This window comes from Neomoorella carbonis (assembly GCF_045278715.1).
GTDB classification, from domain to species: Bacteria; Bacillota; DSM-521; order Neomoorellales; family Neomoorellaceae; genus Neomoorella; species Neomoorella carbonis.
This window is the reverse complement of record NZ_CP136420.1, coordinates 2,465,595-2,481,816: the sequence shown is the minus strand read 5'-3', so window position 1 is coordinate 2,481,816 and position 16,222 is coordinate 2,465,595. Positions and strand designations below refer to the sequence as shown.

Genomic DNA, 16,222 nt, shown 5'->3' with positions numbered 1-16,222 from the left:
TAATAATCTAAAAAGAACCTCGAGGTAGGGCCGATGGAACTGCAGCCTATCAAAACGAAGAAGATTTATGAAGAAATTGTCGAGCAGGTAAAAAAAATTCTCAGTGAAGGCAAGCTGATGCCTGGGGAACGCTTTTACTCGGAAAGGGAGCTGTCGGAGAAACTGGGCGTCAGCCGGGCATCCGTCCGGGAGGCCATCCGCGCCCTGACTACTATGGGCGTCCTGGAGGTGAAGCCCGGCGAGGGGACCTTCGTCCGCAAGGTGCAGAACTGCGATATTGTCCAGCCCCTGGTAATGGCCCTGCTGTTGGAAGAACAACAGGCCATATATTTACTGGAAGCCAGGCAGATCCTGGAGCGGGAGATAGTTTACCTGGCGACGCGGCGGGCTACGACCGAAGAAAAAGAAAAGCTGGTAGAGATAATCCAGCAGATGGGCAGCGAACTGACCCGGGGATTTCTCCAGGAGGATACGGATGTCAAATTTCATTTAACCATTGCCAGCATGTCCCATAATCCCATCCTTTCCCGTTTGATGTACACTATTGCTGATACCATTGCCCAGACCCTGGCCAATAAAAGAAACCAGCTTTACACCGATCCAGATAACGCTCGCGTGCTTTTTGAACAGCACAGTGAAATTGCCCAGGCCATCATTTCCGGAGCCGCGGAATCGGCCCGCCGGGCCATGGGCAAACACCTGCGCTTCGTGGCCCGGCAATTGAAATAAGAGGCGCTGCGGCCTTGTCCTGGCGGCTTTTTGGCCAACGACTCTAATAAGGGAGATTGTTCTCGTAAAACTCCCCGTAAATTTTATTTAACTTGCGGGGAGATTTTACTTTTTGGAAAAATGCCGGACTCTTTACGGCTCAATTTCCACCACTGCATGTGAGAGGCGGATGAATACGGGCTTGTTATTATGGACGCAGACTGTGCCCAAGCTTACAACTGTTAATAAAAAAAGAAAACGTTTGCCATAACATATAGTGCTAATGGGAAACGTTTACCATAAGAAAAATTTCACGATTTAAAATTACTTATTGACACAGGGGCGAAACCATGCTAATTTATAACCAAGGAAAACGTTTTCCGAAAGGGGTGAAAGCCATGGTCACCATAAAAGATGTCGCCAGGCATGCCGGGGTTTCTGTTACCACCGTTTCCCGTGTTCTTAACAACAGCCAGCATCCCATCAGCCCCGAGACGAGGGAGCGTGTCTTGGCAGCCATCAAAGAGCTTGGCTTTTACCCCAATGCCATGGCCCGCAGCCTCCAGCTGCATGAAACAAAAACCATTGGTCTGATCCTCCCGGATATTGCCAACCCTTACTACCCGGGCATTGTCCGGGGGGTAGAGGATGTGGCCCACGAAAGGGGCTATACAGTTATCCTGTGCAATACCGACCGTTCCCGGGAACGCACGAAAGAATATCTCCGTGTCCTGCGGGAAAAACGGGTGGACGGGGTAATCTTTACCGGCGGTGGAGCTGTAGAGGATGCCAGCCGGGAGCACTTTTTTGACCAGGGGCCGGTGGCGACGGTGGTCATCGGCCGTCATAAAGCCAATCTCCCGGCGGTGCAGGTGGATAATGTACGGGCCGCTCAGGAAGCTGTTGAGCATTTACTGCATCTTGGCCACCGGCGGATTGCCACGGTTACCGGCCCCGCGGTTTCGACTACGGCCAGGGACCGCCTGGAAGGTTACCGCCGTGCTATGGAGGCTGAAGGGGTAGAGATAGAACCCGGGTGGATCATCGAAGGCGACTTTGAGTTTAACAGCGGTTACCAGGCTGTTGCGCAAATGCCCCTTAGCGGCAACCAGAGGATAACTGCCATCTTCGCCCATAACGACCTTATGGCTATAGGCGCTATTAAAGCCCTGTACGAACGGGGAATTAAGGTGCCAGAAGAAGTTGCTGTTGTGGGTTTTGATAATATTCCCCTCGCATCCTTTGTTACGCCGGCACTATCTACTGTAGCAGTCCCGGTCTATGACCTGGGGGTGACTGCCATGAAGGTACTGGCTGAGCTCCTTGCCGGCCGGAAGGTGCCGCCGGTTACCACCCTGGCAACCCACCTCGAGGTCAGGGAATCTTCAATTCTAAAATAAAAATTGGCAGGAGGTTTATCAAATGGCAAAACGTCACAACCTCTTGGAATGTTCCTTTGTTGACGCCCAGGAATGGTTCAAGGAAACCGACACCGTTCTCGTACCGGTCGGGAGCTGTGAAAAGCACGGCGCCCATGTGCCCCTGGGAACTGACAGCATTACCACCATTTCCGTTACCGAGAGGGCCGCTAAGCTTGCCAATGTTCCCCACACACCTTTGCTGCCCTTTGGCTACTCCCCCCACCACATGGGCGAAGTCGGGGAAGGCTGCGGCACCATCACCCTTGCTGCCGAGACTTTCCGCCGTGTGCTCCATGATATTGCTCGCAGCTTGATTTTCCACGGTGCTAACAAGATTGTCTTTGTATCCCACCATGGTTCCAACACCAAACCCATTGATGAACTCTTGCGGAGACTTCGTTACCATACCGGCGCCTTTGTGGCCTGGTACAAGACGCCCACCGAGAGGGAATGCGAGGTAGTTAAAGGTATCCTCGAAGGTCCTCCCGAGGAGACCCCCGGCTGGCACGCCGGTGAAATGGAAACGGCCCAGGTAATGGCCTATAACATCGAGCTGGTTGATATGAGCCGGGCGGTCAATGACCGTGCCCACGCGCCGCGGTGGATGGGACCCGAATTTTCCAAGATCGACGGCACTCCTACCGTTAAATTCCGGGGTTCTGAAAATATCATTGTTCCCATGGAACACCATGAGTACTCCGATCACGCCACCATTGGCAATCCCTTCCGTGGCACTCCCGAAAAAGGCCTGAAGCTCTTTGAGAAAGAGGCCGAGCACCTGGCTGCCTTCATTGAGGAAGTTAAGAAGTTCCCCTTCAAAGTAGAAAACCGCGATTTCCCCGAGAGAGCATAACAGCTGCGTAAACCCCTTGGCTCAAGGTACAAGCCTGGCTTTAAAAGCCTGGCTTGTACCCGCGAGCAAGGCTGGGAGGAAACTAAAAATGATCGATATAGATGCGGTTAACAAGTTGCGCGAGGAAATGGTGCAGGTCAGCCGGCAGATCTTTGCCCGCGGCCTTACGTCGGCTACCAGCGGCAATACCAGCGCCCGCGTCCCGGGACACCCGGAGCAAGTCCTTATTAAAGCCAGCGGCAAGTCTTTCGGGGATGTGGAACCCGAAGATTTCATTCTAGTTGATTTAGAGGGGAATATCCTGGCGGGCGAGGGCAAACCTTCCAAAGAGATCCGCTTTCACCTGGGTATTTTAAAGGCCCGTCCGGAAGTCCAGGCCGTCGTTCACGGCCATTCGGCCTTTGCTACGGCTTATGTGACGGCCAGGGGCGAGCTGCCGGTGGTTACAGCCGCCGCGGAAGCGGGTCTTAACAAAGTAGGCATTGTCGAATATGCCGCGCCGGGGTCAGTGGAACTTGCGGAAATGGTTATTAAAGCCTTTGAGGATCCAACCCTCAAAGCTGCCGTCCTCAAGCGCCATGGTTTCGTTACAGTGGGTAAAGATATTCATCATGCTTTTTACCTGGCAGATGTTTTGGAAGATAATGCTAAGGTCGCCTTCCTGTTATCCCAGTTAGGTTAAATTTTTTTCCAGGAGTTAGCCAGAATTAATCTACACTTCCGGCGAGTGGGGAAAATGGCGTAAATTAAGGGGAGGTTAAGCATGAGGGCTTCCATTTATGAATTCATGAAGGTGGGCATCGTCCATTTTAAAGCCTTTCCCGAAGTAGTAAACGGTACCGGGCCGGTGGTAGAAACCCTGCGCCGCATTGCGGAAGACGACTTTTTTACGGCCGTGGAAGTGGGCTGGATCAAGGACATCAAGCAGCGCACCGAAGCAGCCCATTTATTAAAGATTGCCCACCTCGAGGTCTGCTATGCCTGCCAGCCGGCCATCTTTTCCCAAAAATTGAACCTCAACTCCTTCGATCCCGGGGAAAGGAAGCGGGCCATCAAGCAGGTTTTCAACTGCCTTAAAGAAGCCTCCGACCTGGGGGCTGTTGCTGTGCGCATCCCGGCCGGCAAGGATCCCGGCCCGGAACGGCGGGAAGAGGCCAAGAAATTGCTGGTAGACTCCCTGGCCCAGATTTGTGAATATGCCAGGGAGATGGGCGACCCGGCCATTACCTTAAAGATTTTTGACCGGGACATTGACAAAGAATCCTTGATTGGCCATTTCAGGGATGCCCTTGATATTGCCAGGGAACTGCGTCCCAGTTATCCTAAATTCGGGCTCCTGGCCGACCTCTCCCACTTCCCTTTGCTCCGGGAAAAGCCTGAGGAAGCCCTGCCCCTGGTAAAGGATTATTTAATGGCTTTTCATATCGGCAACTGCGTTATGAAGGATCGGCGTCATCCCCTGTACGGCGACCTGCAGCCCAGGTTCGGCGTGGAGGATGGGGAGATCGATACCGGGGAGGTCAGCGCTTATTTCCGTCTGCTGGCCGACATGGGCCTCATCGGCCCGGAAAAGCGGCCCGTCCTGAGCGCCGAAGTGCGTCCCCTGCTCCCCGGCGAGACTTCGGAGTTAATTCTGGCCAATGCCAAAAGGGTCATTAAAGAAGCCTGGGCCTTGGCTTAAAGCAACCAGGAGGAGAAAAGCGTGCCTCGCGAGGCTATCGCCATTGTTGCTACTGTCGACACCAAAGAAGCTGAAACTCGCTTTTTGCAGGAATTCATCACTTCCCGAGGGTGGCAGGCTCCGGTTCTGGATGTGAGCACCTACCTCCCCCATGGTTTTAAGGCCACCTATCCGCGGGAAGAAATCTGCCGCCTGGGCGGGGTGGATTTTAAGGACCTGCCCTCTTTACGCCGTGATGCCATGATGCAGACCATGGGGCGGGGAGCAGCCCGGGTGTTAACCGACCTCTATGCACGGGGCGAGCTGGCCGGCGTCCTGGGCATCGGCGGCAACCAGGGCACGGCCATTGCAGCCATCGCCATGCGGGCCCTGCCCATCGGGTTGCCCAAGGTGATTGTTTCCACGGTGGCTTCCGGTAACATCCGCCCCTATATTGAGTACAAGGACATTATTATGATGTTCTCGGTAGCCGACCTGTTGGGAGGCCCTAATACCGTCAGCCGGACCATTTTGAGCAACGCCGCCGGCGCGGTTATGGGTATGGCTGCCCACGGCGAACCCCTGAAGGACAGCGGTCGGCCGGTGATTGCCACTACCGCCTTCGGCAATACCAATGCGGTAGTCACGGCCGCCCGGGAGAGGTTGGTAGAGCTAGGTTATGAGGTAATTGCCTTCCATGCTTCCGGAGCCTGCGGTTCGGCCATGGAGGAATTAATCGAGGCCGGGTTGATCCAAGGCGTCCTTGATCTTACCACCCATGAATTGCTCGCCGAGGTTTTTGGTGAGGCCGGTGATATCTATACTCCTATGCGGCCGCGCCTGGAGGCGGCGGGCCAAAAGGGCATACCCATGGTGATTTCCCTGGGAGGCCTGGATTATTTCTGCTTTGGCCCGGCGGAGAGCATACCGCCGGCCTACCGGGGCCGCCCGACCCATTACCATAATCCTTACAACACTAACGTCCGGGCGACTAAAGAAGAATTGACCCGGGTGGGCGAAGTGCTGGCCGCCAGGTTAAACGCCGCTCGCGGGCCGGCAGCTGTTATGGTGCCTCTTAAAGGCTGGTCGGAAAACGGCCGCGCCGGTGGCCCCCTCCACGACCCGGAGGCCGATGCCGCCCTGGTGGCGGCCCTGGAGGCCAACCTGGAGCCCCGGGTAAAGTTAATGAAATTGGACGCCAACATTAACGACCCGGTCTTTGCCGCCAGTGCGGCTGCCGTTATGCACCAGTTGATGGAAGTATGGCTGGCCGGCAGGGAATGTTCTGCCGCCGGTTAGGAACAGCTGGCCATATATTGCTTGCTGCTGCAGGAAAAATGATTCAATAAAGGAGGTCATTTAAAATGGAATATCAAATCCCCGAGAAAATGAAAGCCCTGGTTCTCTTTGGTCCCAACGACGTGCGCCTGGTGGAAAAGCCGGTACCCAAGCCCGGTCCGGGGGAAGTGCTGGTGCGGGTAGCTGCCTGCGGCATTTGCGGTACCGATGTGAAAATCATAACCAAAGGAATGCCCAAGATGCCGCCCTACGGGGAATTTACCTTCGGCCATGAGTGGGCCGGTACGGTAGTGGCGGTAGGCGAAACAGTAGACGAGTTCAAGGTAGGCGACCGGGTGGCCATTGAGGCCCATAAGGGTTGCGGCCGCTGCGAGAATTGCATTGACGGCAAGTATACCGCCTGTTTAAATTACGGCCGCCTGGATAAAGGCCACCGGGCCGCCGGCATGACGGTAGACGGCGGTTTTGCCGAGTATGCCGTTCAGCACGTGAACTCTGTTTATAAAATTCCTGATAATATTTCCTTTAACGAGGCAACCTACGTGACTACCGCCGGCTGTGCCCTTTACGCCATTGATAAGAGCGGCGGCTATATTGCCGGTGATACGGTCCTGGTTATCGGCCCGGGTCCCATAGGCTTATCCGTTGTCCAGGGAGCCCGTGCTTTGGGTGCGGAAAAGATTATCCTCATGGGCACCCGGGAAGACCGCCTGGCCAAGGGCCGTCAGCTGGGAGCCACCCATACTATTAATATCCGCGAGGTTGCTGATCCTGTGGCCGAAGTAATGGCCATCACCGGTGGTAAAGGCGCCGAGAGGGTTTTCGAGTGCGGCGGCAATTCCCAGGCCTTTGAATACGGTATCAAGTCAACTAAAAAAGGCGGCGTTATGGTGCTGGTATCCTTCTATAAAGAACCGGTCACGGCCAACCTGGACTATGTGGTCATGAACCAGATCAGCCTTTTGACGGTACGCGGTGAAGGCAACCAGAACTGCAAGCGCGCCCTGTCCCTGATGGCTCAGGGTAAAATTGACGCTAAACCCATCATGACCCACGCCTTCCCGCTGGAAGAGTTCCATAAGGGCCTGGACTACTTCATCAACCGCAAAGACGGGGCCATGAAGGTGGTTATTAATCCTTAAAAAGAGAACGGCCCTGATTAAGGCCGCTCGTCCCGGCAGGGAGCAGGATAATACCCCTTACCTGAAAGCCAGCTCCCTGCCCACTTATATATTAAATACTCAATTTCCCATTTGGCAATAAAAATATATAAATTAAATAAAATTATTTGGAGGCAGGGATATTTAATGAGTGCAGCTAATCAGGCGGCTAAAATCCAGCCGGCAACGTCTAATAGCAAAACTAACGTTAAATGGGCTTATTTTATTGTCGGACTGGCTATTCTGGGTCTCTTCTACGTGTTACCAGTCCCGGCCGGTATGAAACCCGAGGCTTTGCGTACCCTGGGCGTTATGGCGACTACTGTCTTCTGGTGGCTTACAGAGACGCTGCCCATTCCGGTAACAGCTTTGATGGTTCCGGTAATGCTGCATATAACCGGGATACTAAGTTTGGATAAGTCTATTGGCCAGAGTTTTGGTGACAGCTTTGTGCCGTTCCTGATCGGTGTACTGGCCCTGTCGGTAGCCTTTACTAAGTCCGGTCTTGGCAAGCGGATCACTTACCTGTTACTTGCCCTTTCCGGCACCAAAGTTAGCCGGGTAATAGGTATTTATTTCCTGGTATCTTTTGTTATATCCATGTTTGTTACCGACGTTGCCGTGGTAGCCATGATGCTGCCCATCGTTGTAGGCTTATTGCAGTCGGTGGATGCCAGGCCGGGGCAGAGCAACCTGGGCCGGGGTCTGATGATGGCCATCATGTTTGGGTCGACCCTGGGCGGTATCTGTACTCCTTCGGGGGTTGCTTCCAATGTTATTACCATGAGTTTTCTGACCAAAGCTAAAGTAAGCGTATCGTTTTTGGAATGGACGGCCATTGCCACACCGATCTTTGCTGTAGTGGGCATTATCTCTTGGTGGCTAATTCTTAAGCTATTCCCGCCCGAGATTAAAGAATTGCCCTATGGTAAAGATGTTATTTACAAAGAACTTAAAGGCATGGGTTCCTGGTCCACGGAGGAAATTACTACGCTGGCAGTTTTTCTCCTGGCTGTGGCGTTATGGCTTACCGGAACATGGAATAAATTACCCATAGCCTTTGTTTCCTTACTCATTCTCGGCCTCCTATCAATACCGGGTGTTGGTGCTTTCAAAAAATGGAGCGATGTCGAGAAACACCTGGAATGGGGCGCCTTGATGCTGGTAGTGGGCGGTTTTGCCCTGGGCCTGGCAGCCAGCCAGAGCGGACTGGCCCAGTGGGTAGCCCAGCATGCTTTGAAACCCATGGCAGCATTGCCCCTGGCTTTGCAACCTTTTGCGGTAACCCTGCTGGTAGCCATCGACTCTTTAGGTTTTTCCAGTTTCACAGCAGCAGCTTCTGTTAATGTGCCCTTTATTATTGCCTATGCGCAACAAAATGGTTTCCCGGTGCTATCCCTGGCCCTCGCCGCCGGGTTTGCCTCTTCCACCCATTTCATCCTGGTAACCGAGAGCCCATCCTTCGTTTTGCCCTACGCCTACGGTTACTTCAGCTTTAAAGACCTTTTCAAAATCGGGGTCATTTTAACACTCATCAGCGCAGTTGCCATTGCGGCAGGACTGGTTATTGCCGGGATGCCGGCGGGGATACCGTTACAGTAATAGAACGTCATAAAATTACAAAATAAGTAATCGCATACACCCAGGGGTCGAAATGACCCCTTATTTTTTATCCCAAAAAATTTATTTCAAATAAAGGAATCTGCTATTCTATATCGAATATGAGAGCATATAGTATAACACAATTTTATTTTATTACGGGATAAGGGGGTTATGTAACCTTGGGTGAAAAGATTACTTTAAGCGTCATTAAGGCTGATATTGGTGGCTATGTAGGCCATTCCAGCGTCCACCCGCGCCTTTTGGAGACGGCGGAACGCTATCTGGCCGCCAGCAAGCTGTTAATAGACTACCGGGTAACCCACGTGGGCGATGATATCAACCTTATCATGACCCATAAATATGGCGTTGATAGCCCGGAAATTCACCACCTGGCCTGGAATGTTTTTCTGCAATGTACCGAGGTCGCCCGGGAGCTGAAACTTTACGGTGCCGGGCAGGATCTCCTTTCCGACGCCTTCTCCGGCAACGTCAAGGGCATGGGTCCCGGCGTTGCCGAAATGGAATTTGAGGAACGCAAGAGTGAGCCGGTGATTGTCTTTGCCGCCGACAAGACCGAACCCGGCGCCTGGAACTTCCCCCTCTACAAGATGTTTGCCGATCCCTTCAATACCATCGGCCTGGTAATCGACCCCAAGATGCACCAGGGTTTCCGCTTTGAGGTTTACGACCTGATCAAAAATGAGCGGGTGGAGTTTTCTTTACCCGAAGAGATGTACGATCTCCTGGTCTTCATCGGCGCTCCGGGGCGCTACTGCATCAAGTCCGTTTATTCTAAAACCACAGGCGAAATCGCCGCCGTGTCCAGCACCCAGCGCCTGAACCTCATGGCCGGGCGTTATGTCGGTAAGGATGACCCGGTGTGCATTGTCCGCTGCCAGAGCGGCCTGCCCGCTGTGGGCGAGGCTCTGGAACCCTTTGCCAATCCCCACCTGGTAGCCGGCTGGATGCGCGGTTCCCATATCGGCCCCCTGATGCCTGTAGGCCTTAACCAGGCAGCGCCGACCCGCTTTGACGGGCCGCCGCGGGTGGTGGCCATGGGCTTTCAGCTGACCGGCGGACGCCTGGTAGGTCCCCAGGATCTCTTTGCCGATGTAGCCTTTGACAAGGCACGGCAGATAGCCAACGAAATTGCCAATTACCTGCGTTCCCTGGGGCCCTTCGAACCTCACCGCCTGCCCCTGGAGGATATGGAATACACCACCATGCCCGAAGTTATGGCTAAACTGAAGAGCCGCTTTGTTAAAGTGGGCATGGATGAAAAGACCCAAAGGTTTGCTGCTGAACTGGAACTGGGGGCGAAGTAAAAAGGAGCGCGAATACCGGAGTCATCTGGGGGTGGCTCCCTTTTTTTAGGGGTAACCCGGCATGGCTGAAGCCCATAGAAATATAAAGAAAGATTATGCTTGCATTCCGGCACCTTTTATGGTGTAATAAATTCTGTTGCAAAGCGTGATAGGGGGCGTTTGCCATGCTGGACCAGACCAGGACACCGGTTTTTACGGCCATTAAGCAGTATATTGAAGAAGGAGTTATTCCCTTTCACGTACCCGGCCACAAGCAGGGCCGGGCCCTGGCGGAATTTAAAGAGTATGTCGGCGAGCGGGTCCTGGCCATGGACCTTACTTGTGTACCCGGGCTGGATAATATCTGCAATCCCCGCGATGTTATCCGGGATGCCGAGGCGTTGATGGCGGATGCCTACGGGGCGGATTATGCTTTTTTCCTGGTAAACGGTACAACCTCCGGTATCCAGGCCATGATCATGTCCGTTTGCCAGCCGGGAGAGAAAATTATTATTCCCCGCAATGCCCACCGCTCAGCCCTGGGCGGCCTTATTTTGAGCGGGGCTCATCCTGTTTATATCGAACCGGAGATTAATGAGGATTTCGGCATTTCCATGGGAGTAACGCCGGAGAAGGTGGAAAGGGCGTTAAAAGAGCATCCCGATGCCAGGGCGGTTTTTGTTATTAGCCCCAATTACTACGGTACTGTGCCGCCCCTGAAGGAAATAGTAGCTGTAGCCCACAAGTTTGACGTGCCCGTGCTGGTAGATGAGGCCCATGGTGCCCATTTGCCGTTTCACCCGGCGCTGCCGTTGGCGGCCATGGCGGCGGGGGCGGATCTCGCGGCCGTGAGCGCCCATAAATTAGCCGGTTCTATGACCCAGAGCTCTTTTCTCCTCTTCCAGGGGAAGAGATTGGATGCCAAGCATATTAAGGCCGTCCTCAACCTTTGCCAGACTACCAGCCCATCGTATATTTTGCTGGCCTCCCTGGATGTGGCCCGGAAACAAATGGCCCTCCGGGGACGTGAGCTTTTGGAGCGCACCTTGGAAATAAGCTGGTGGATACGCCGGGAACTTTCCCAGATCGAAGGCCTGAACATCATGGGCGAGGAAGTAACTTCCCTGCCCGGTTGTACCGCCCTGGACCCGACCAAAATTACCGTCAACGTTCAGGGACTGGGTCTTTCCGGATATGAGATGGAAGCGATCCTGCGTCGGGAATACAAGATCCAGGTCGAGCTTTCCGACCTCTATAACGTCCTGCTGCTCGTATCCATTGGTGATGACTGGGAAACGGCCGGCCGCCTGGTTGCTGCCTTCCAGGATATTGCCAGAAAACGCTCTCTAAAAAACGTAGTTCGTTTTTGCCCGCCCTTGCCGGCTATTCCGCGGATGGCCGTGCTGCCCCGGGCGGCCTTCTACAGCCAGACGCGCAGCATAGAACTGGAATACGCCGAAGGAGAAATCAGCGCCGAAGCCATTACGGCTTACCCGCCGGGGATTCCCCTGGTCTGCCCGGGGGAGGTTATTACCCGGGAAATTATAGATTATGTTAACTTGCTGAAAAAAGAACATGCCGATCTCCAGGGCCCGGAAGACCCGGAACTAAAATTCATCCGCATCCTGAAGGATACGGTGAGCCTTATGGAGCACGAGAAGGCCAGTCGCGCCGGACTGGCTTGAGCGTTGACCACAGGGGGTGATTGGGAGTGATTTACGGGATAATAATCCTCGGCGGAGCGGTACTGGCCCTGGGCTATTACCTCTACCGCCAGCATAAAGACCCGGGTTATAGCATTTTCCCCCATAACCAGCAAGCTCGATAAAAAACAACCACCCTGGTAAAGGGTGGTTAATTTTTGCCGGGGGTAAGCCGCCGGCCGGTGCTGCCGTAAATTACCTGCATCAGTTGGACGGCGCGGGAGAAGTCTCACTAGAGGTACAGCCGCAAACCGTAGCACAGGTAAGGGCATCCTCAGAGCTGTAGACTTCTTTAATGGTATAATTATGCCTGGCTAAATCCTGGACGACGATATAAATTTCTTCTGGTTTCAAGCCGCCGTAGGTAATCATGGCCTGGCGAACAGCCTCAATGAGTTTTTGCTTTCTTTGCCGGTCGGGGCCTTCCCAGATCTGGATGGTAGCCAGGGGCATCAGCTATCATCTCCCGCAAGCAATTTTATTAAAATGTTCGCTGGCAGGTGTTATTTTCCTGCTTAAGCCACGGCTCTTCCTGTCGATATTACATACTACCTGTTTTTAAGCAGGCAAGGCCTAGCTGGCCCTGACAGGAAGGATTTTACCCTGATTGGGTGGCGAAAAAGCGGGGCGGCGGGAAAAGGGGAGTGCCGGTTTGCGTAAACTCGCGGTAGCTAGTTTAAAACCGGGGATGGTGGTTGCCCGGGCCATTTACAGTGCCGACGGGCAGGTATTACTCAATCAAGGTGTAGTTCTGAAGCCCAGCTACATAATACGCTTAAAAGAGCTGGGCGTGCCGGCGGTATATATTCGCGATGAACTCCTTGGGGACCTGGAAGTAGAAGATATAGTCAGCGAGCAGACCCGCCTGGCAGCCGTCAAGGCTGTGAGGGAACTCTTCGGCAATTACCAGGGCCGGGGAAAGGGCCATGTACCCCTGCTGGTAGATTCGGCCCGCATCCAGCGGATAGTCAGCAGCTTGCTTGATGACCTTTTAGACCGCAAAGAGCTTATGGTCAATCTTACCGATATTCGTACCCTCGATGATTATACCTTTGCCCATTCGGTTAATGTCTGTATTTTAGCCCTGGTTACTGGTTTGACCCTGCGTTACAGCCGTGAGGCCCTGCTGCACCTGGGCGTAGGAGCCTTGCTCCATGATATCGGTAAAACCTGCGTGCCCCTGCATATATTGAATAAACCCGGAAAACTGACCATGGAGGAATATGAACTTGTCTGCCGCCATGCCCAGTGCGGTTTTGACATTCTCCGGATGCAGAAGGAAGTCAGCCTGGTTTCGGCCCGGGTAGCCCTGGAACACCACGAGCGCTATAACGGCAGCGGCTATCCCCAGGGGTTAAAGGGGCAGGAAATCCATGAATTTGCCCGGATTACCGGCGTAGTGGATGTTTATGATGCCCTGACGGCCGACAGGGTCTACCGCCGCGCCTATCCGCCTCATGAGGCCTACGAAATGCTGGCCGGGTCGGGTAATTTTACCCATGATTTCGAAATAGTTAAAGCCTTTCTGACCAACGTGGCTGCCTACCCGGTGGGCACCGTGGTGCAACTCAACAGCGGTGATGTCGGGGTAGTTACGGGCACGGCCCGGGGACATTCGCACCGGCCCCGGGTACGTCTTCTTTACCGGCCCTCCGGAGAACCTTACGGCGAACAGCTGACCCTTGACCTGGCGGTAGAAATGGACTATTACATCAGCCATATCCTGCCGGCGGAAGATTTACCATCCTTAACCTGTAAACTTCAGGTTGCTGAGGGTGACAAGAAGGGTTACCGGGTGTTATAATCATTAAAGGAAGGAGATGAAGCCATGCCGACCTATGATTTTAAATGTGAAGGATGCGGGCACCTGTTCAGTCAATTTGTAGCCATTAAGGATAAAGATAAAGTCCGCTGCCCGGAGTGCGGTGGCCAGGTAAGCCAGCGGTTTACCGGTTTTTTATATATCCGCAAAGGTGAGCCTGGCGCGACTACTTCCAGCAGCAGCTGCAGCGGCGGCAGTTGCAGCAGCTGCAGCGGTTGTCATTAAAAAAGCCCCGGTCAGGGGCGACCATCACGCCCGGGTTTGTCCCGGGTTTAGGGCCCGGTTTTAAGGTCAACCTTTAGCCGGGCTGTTTTTCTTTAAGGCTAGGAGGTAGATATCCTGGTTGCCGGCGGCATTAATCAGCTTTTCGGTTTCCTGCAGGCGTTTGATTTGTTCCTCGCTTAACCGGGCGACCTCCAGTTCGTTCAACCTGGCCATAACGTCAAGCTCCTTTCGCATTTGTTAATTACTCTGCTTTTATTTTTTAGCATGCATCCGGGAGATTCATTTATACCGCAAAAAATAGTTAAAGTAATCACAAGTTTAAAGTGAAATAATAATTTTTTCATCATTCAGCAGGAGAATCCGGCCTCTCGTTGAATATATAAAATATCATCATCTCGTGGTCTAACCAGCAGAACAGTGACGCCAGGAGGATATGGTGGCATAAAATTAATTAGGGGGTGAGAATGGCGTAATATTAATCATTTACAAAAGTGATTTATTTTTTCATCGCAAATAGTTATGAGGAAAATTGAAAGGAGGGCTACTGTTTGCAGTACTTCCAGAATTATAATCCTCTGAACAACGTCTTTTTATCTACGGTTGTAGCCGCCCTGCCCATTATCGTCCTGCTGTACTTGCTGGCCATTCATCCCCATAAGAATAAATATGGACGGATCGAGCGGGGTATTTTTGCACCTTATGCAGCTATCAGCGCGGCTATTGTCGGTATCCTGGTGGCAGTACTGGTCATGAAAATGCCAGTGCCGACAGCCCTTAGTGCTTTTGTCATGGGTGCTATGTATGGCTTACTGCCCATTGGCTGGATTGTTTTTTCGGCAATTTTCCTTTATACAATGACCTTAGTAACAGGAAAATTTGAAATAGTTAAGAACAGCGTGGCCAGTATTTCTCCCGACCGGCGCCTGCAGGCATTGCTGGTTGCTTTTAGTTTCGGCGCCTTCATGGAAGGTGCGGCTGGCTTCGGCACCCCGGTGGCTGTGGCCGGCGCCTTGATGGTGGGCCTGGGCTTCCGTCCCCTGACCGCGGCCGTGATTTGCCTGATTGCCAACACGGCGCCGGTGGCGTGGGGAGCCATCGGCACCCCTATTCTTACCCTGAGCAATGTCAGCGGTATCCCTGCCGAGTTGATTACCAAGATGGCTGGGCGCCAGTTACCCTTTTTCTCGATCATCGTCCCCTTCTGGCTGGTAGCCACGCTGGTTTTTATGGATAAAGGCAAGTGGAAGGACGTCTGGGAGGTCTGGCCGGCCACTCTGGTCTGCGGCGGTTCCTTTGCTTTGACCCAGTATGCCATGTCCCAGGCCGGAAACGTCATGCTGGTGGATATTGCCAGCGGTATTGTCAGCATGGTGGTTACAGCCCTCTTCCTTAAAGTATGGCAGCCCAAGCACATTATTGCTACGGAAGATGCCCTTGCCGGCGGTGAAACAGCGGCGACCAGCGCCGTGGCCGTAAAGAAGCAGCAGTTACCCCGGTATACAACCGGCGAGCTAATCCAGGCCTGGCTGCCGTGGGTGCTGCTGGCGGCAGCGGTTTTCCTGTGGGGCATGGGCGACTGGAAAGCATTTCTTAATAAAATTTCCGCTCCCAAGATCAATATGCCCTATCTCCACGGCCTTGTCTTCCGTACGCCGCCTGTAGCCCACGGCAACAAGCCGGAATTAGAGGCGGCAGTCTATGTTTTTAACTGGCTTTCGGCCGCCGGTACAGGCATAATGGTGGCGGCGTTGATTTCCGGATTTTTCGTGCTGCGGCTGACGCCGGCCCAGTGGTCGGAAACCCTCCGGCGCACAGTAGTCCGCATGAAGGTGCCCATTACCGTTATCGCGACCGTCGTGGGTCTGGGTTATACCACCCGTTATGCCGGTACCGACGCCATCCTGGGCCTGGCCTTTACCAGGACGGGAGCGGCCTACCCCTTCTTTGCCTCCATGCTCGGCTGGCTGGGGGTCTTCCTGACAGGGAGCGATACCTCGTCCAACGCCATGTTCGGCAGCCTGCAGCGCATCACGGCCGAGCAGTTGGGCTTGAACCCGGTCCTCATAGTAACGGCCAACAGTACCGGTGGCGTTATGGGTAAAATGATTGACGCCCAGAGCATCGTGGTTTCCACGGTAGCCTGTTATGAAGACCATGAAGAAGGCATGGCGGCAGTGGGACCCATCTTCCGCAACGTGGTCTGGCACAGCTTGGCCCTGGCCATCCTTTTGAGCGGCCTGATCTGGCTGCAGGCTTACGTCTTCACTGGCATGCAGGTGCCCTTTACACCATAATACCCTTGCAGGTTATAATGCCGGGCTACTCCTTAAACGGGGTAGCCTTTTTTGTGTTCGGACCGCTGGTGGAAGCGGTACAGGTTATTTTTGAAAAATCCTTGACACTTAATTTACGGTTATTTATACTGAAACATAAACATAATTACGGCTTTTGTCGCGCCGGCTAAA

At 53.5% G+C, this 16,222-nt stretch carries 15 protein-coding genes; 13 read left to right on the top strand and 2 right to left on the bottom strand.

The genetic code is table 11. The annotated features are described in order from the left end of the window. The first annotated feature begins 33 nt into the window (after positions 1 to 33). From MCACP_RS12625 to MCACP_RS12580, 10 genes are all read left to right on the top strand, one after another. Complete coding sequence (locus tag MCACP_RS12625) at positions 34 to 729, top strand: FadR/GntR family transcriptional regulator (protein ID WP_406677097.1); 696 nt, start codon at positions 34 to 36, stop codon at positions 727 to 729. 377 nt (positions 730 to 1,106) lie between these two features. Further along, a complete protein-coding gene (locus MCACP_RS12620; RefSeq protein ID WP_406677096.1) occupies positions 1,107 to 2,108 on the top strand; it encodes a LacI family DNA-binding transcriptional regulator in 1,002 nt (333 codons plus the stop codon). Positions 2,109 to 2,130: 22 nt separating this feature from the next. Next, the gene (locus MCACP_RS12615) at positions 2,131 to 2,982 is read left to right on the top strand and encodes a creatininase family protein (protein WP_406677095.1); all 852 of its coding nucleotides are present in this window, start codon (positions 2,131 to 2,133) and stop codon (positions 2,980 to 2,982) included. A gap of 88 nt (positions 2,983 to 3,070) precedes the next feature. Further along, positions 3,071 to 3,664 (top strand): class II aldolase/adducin family protein, encoded by a 594-nt coding sequence (locus tag MCACP_RS12610; protein WP_406677094.1) that lies wholly within the window; start codon positions 3,071 to 3,073, stop codon positions 3,662 to 3,664. An 81-nt stretch (positions 3,665 to 3,745) separates the two neighbouring features. After that, positions 3,746 to 4,663 carry a sugar phosphate isomerase/epimerase family protein gene (locus tag MCACP_RS12605; protein ID WP_406677093.1) on the top strand — a complete coding sequence of 306 codons (918 nt, stop codon included), beginning with the start codon at positions 3,746 to 3,748 and terminating at the stop codon, positions 4,661 to 4,663. Between the two features lie 21 nt (positions 4,664 to 4,684). Then, complete coding sequence (locus MCACP_RS12600) at positions 4,685 to 5,941, top strand: Tm-1-like ATP-binding domain-containing protein (protein ID WP_406677092.1); 1,257 nt, start codon at positions 4,685 to 4,687, stop codon at positions 5,939 to 5,941. Between the two features lie 65 nt (positions 5,942 to 6,006). Then, positions 6,007 to 7,083: a zinc-dependent alcohol dehydrogenase gene (locus MCACP_RS12595; protein ID WP_406677091.1), complete on the top strand. Its 1,077-nt coding sequence runs from the start codon at positions 6,007 to 6,009 to the stop codon at positions 7,081 to 7,083. Positions 7,084 to 7,248: 165 nt separating this feature from the next. Continuing rightward, the gene (locus MCACP_RS12590) at positions 7,249 to 8,703 is read left to right on the top strand and encodes an SLC13 family permease (protein ID WP_406677090.1); all 1,455 of its coding nucleotides are present in this window, start codon (positions 7,249 to 7,251) and stop codon (positions 8,701 to 8,703) included. A gap of 179 nt (positions 8,704 to 8,882) precedes the next feature. Further along, the gene (gene fbp / locus MCACP_RS12585; RefSeq protein WP_406677089.1) at positions 8,883 to 10,028 is read left to right on the top strand and encodes a fructose-1,6-bisphosphate aldolase/phosphatase; all 1,146 of its coding nucleotides are present in this window, start codon (positions 8,883 to 8,885) and stop codon (positions 10,026 to 10,028) included. A 164-nt stretch (positions 10,029 to 10,192) separates the two neighbouring features. Then, on the top strand, positions 10,193 to 11,692 hold the full coding sequence (locus tag MCACP_RS12580) for an aminotransferase class I/II-fold pyridoxal phosphate-dependent enzyme (protein WP_406677088.1): 1,500 nt from the start codon (positions 10,193 to 10,195) through the stop codon (positions 11,690 to 11,692). 222 nt (positions 11,693 to 11,914) lie between these two features. Here the strand turns inward: MCACP_RS12580 and MCACP_RS12575 are convergent, their stop codons facing one another. Then, a complete protein-coding gene (locus tag MCACP_RS12575) occupies positions 11,915 to 12,163 on the bottom strand; it encodes a tautomerase family protein (protein ID WP_406677087.1) in 249 nt (82 codons plus the stop codon). A gap of 154 nt (positions 12,164 to 12,317) precedes the next feature. Between MCACP_RS12575 and MCACP_RS12570 the strand changes: the two genes are divergently transcribed. Both MCACP_RS12570 and MCACP_RS12565 read left to right on the top strand, forming a co-directional pair. Then, positions 12,318 to 13,514 carry an HD-GYP domain-containing protein gene (locus tag MCACP_RS12570; protein WP_406677086.1) on the top strand — a complete coding sequence of 399 codons (1,197 nt, stop codon included), beginning with the start codon at positions 12,318 to 12,320 and terminating at the stop codon, positions 13,512 to 13,514. A gap of 24 nt (positions 13,515 to 13,538) precedes the next feature. Beyond that, positions 13,539 to 13,757: an FmdB family zinc ribbon protein gene (locus tag MCACP_RS12565; RefSeq protein ID WP_406677085.1), complete on the top strand. Its 219-nt coding sequence runs from the start codon at positions 13,539 to 13,541 to the stop codon at positions 13,755 to 13,757. 66 nt (positions 13,758 to 13,823) lie between these two features. On the opposite strand, the gene MCACP_RS12560 is transcribed toward MCACP_RS12565, so the two are convergent. Continuing rightward, complete coding sequence (locus tag MCACP_RS12560; protein ID WP_406677084.1) at positions 13,824 to 13,991, bottom strand: hypothetical protein; 168 nt, start codon at positions 13,989 to 13,991, stop codon at positions 13,824 to 13,826. Positions 13,992 to 14,305: 314 nt separating this feature from the next. Here MCACP_RS12560 and MCACP_RS12555 point away from each other — a divergent pair, with 314 nt between their 5' ends. Continuing rightward, positions 14,306 to 16,051 carry an L-lactate permease gene (locus MCACP_RS12555; protein WP_406677082.1) on the top strand — a complete coding sequence of 582 codons (1,746 nt, stop codon included), beginning with the start codon at positions 14,306 to 14,308 and terminating at the stop codon, positions 16,049 to 16,051. The last annotated feature ends 171 nt before the right edge of the window (positions 16,052 to 16,222 follow it).

Excerpts from the sequence above, each read along its gene's own strand:
- MCACP_RS12580 (WP_406677088.1), top strand. The coding sequence starts at position 10,193 with ATGCTGGACCAGACCAGGACACCGGTTTTTACGGCCATTAAGCAGTAT.
- MCACP_RS12595 (WP_406677091.1), top strand. The coding sequence starts at position 6,007 with ATGGAATATCAAATCCCCGAGAAAATGAAAGCCCTGGTTCTCTTTGGT.
- MCACP_RS12565 (WP_406677085.1), top strand. The coding sequence starts at position 13,539 with ATGCCGACCTATGATTTTAAATGTGAAGGATGCGGGCACCTGTTCAGT.
- MCACP_RS12575 (WP_406677087.1), bottom strand. The coding sequence starts at position 12,163 with ATGCCCCTGGCTACCATCCAGATCTGGGAAGGCCCCGACCGGCAAAGA.
- MCACP_RS12560 (WP_406677084.1), bottom strand. The coding sequence starts at position 13,991 with ATGCGAAAGGAGCTTGACGTTATGGCCAGGTTGAACGAACTGGAGGTC.
- MCACP_RS12605 (WP_406677093.1), top strand. The coding sequence starts at position 3,746 with ATGAGGGCTTCCATTTATGAATTCATGAAGGTGGGCATCGTCCATTTT.
- MCACP_RS12615 (WP_406677095.1), top strand. The coding sequence starts at position 2,131 with ATGGCAAAACGTCACAACCTCTTGGAATGTTCCTTTGTTGACGCCCAG.
- MCACP_RS12625 (WP_406677097.1), top strand. The coding sequence starts at position 34 with ATGGAACTGCAGCCTATCAAAACGAAGAAGATTTATGAAGAAATTGTC.
- MCACP_RS12590 (WP_406677090.1), top strand. The coding sequence starts at position 7,249 with ATGAGTGCAGCTAATCAGGCGGCTAAAATCCAGCCGGCAACGTCTAAT.
- MCACP_RS12620 (WP_406677096.1), top strand. The coding sequence starts at position 1,107 with ATGGTCACCATAAAAGATGTCGCCAGGCATGCCGGGGTTTCTGTTACC.
- MCACP_RS12610 (WP_406677094.1), top strand. The coding sequence starts at position 3,071 with ATGATCGATATAGATGCGGTTAACAAGTTGCGCGAGGAAATGGTGCAG.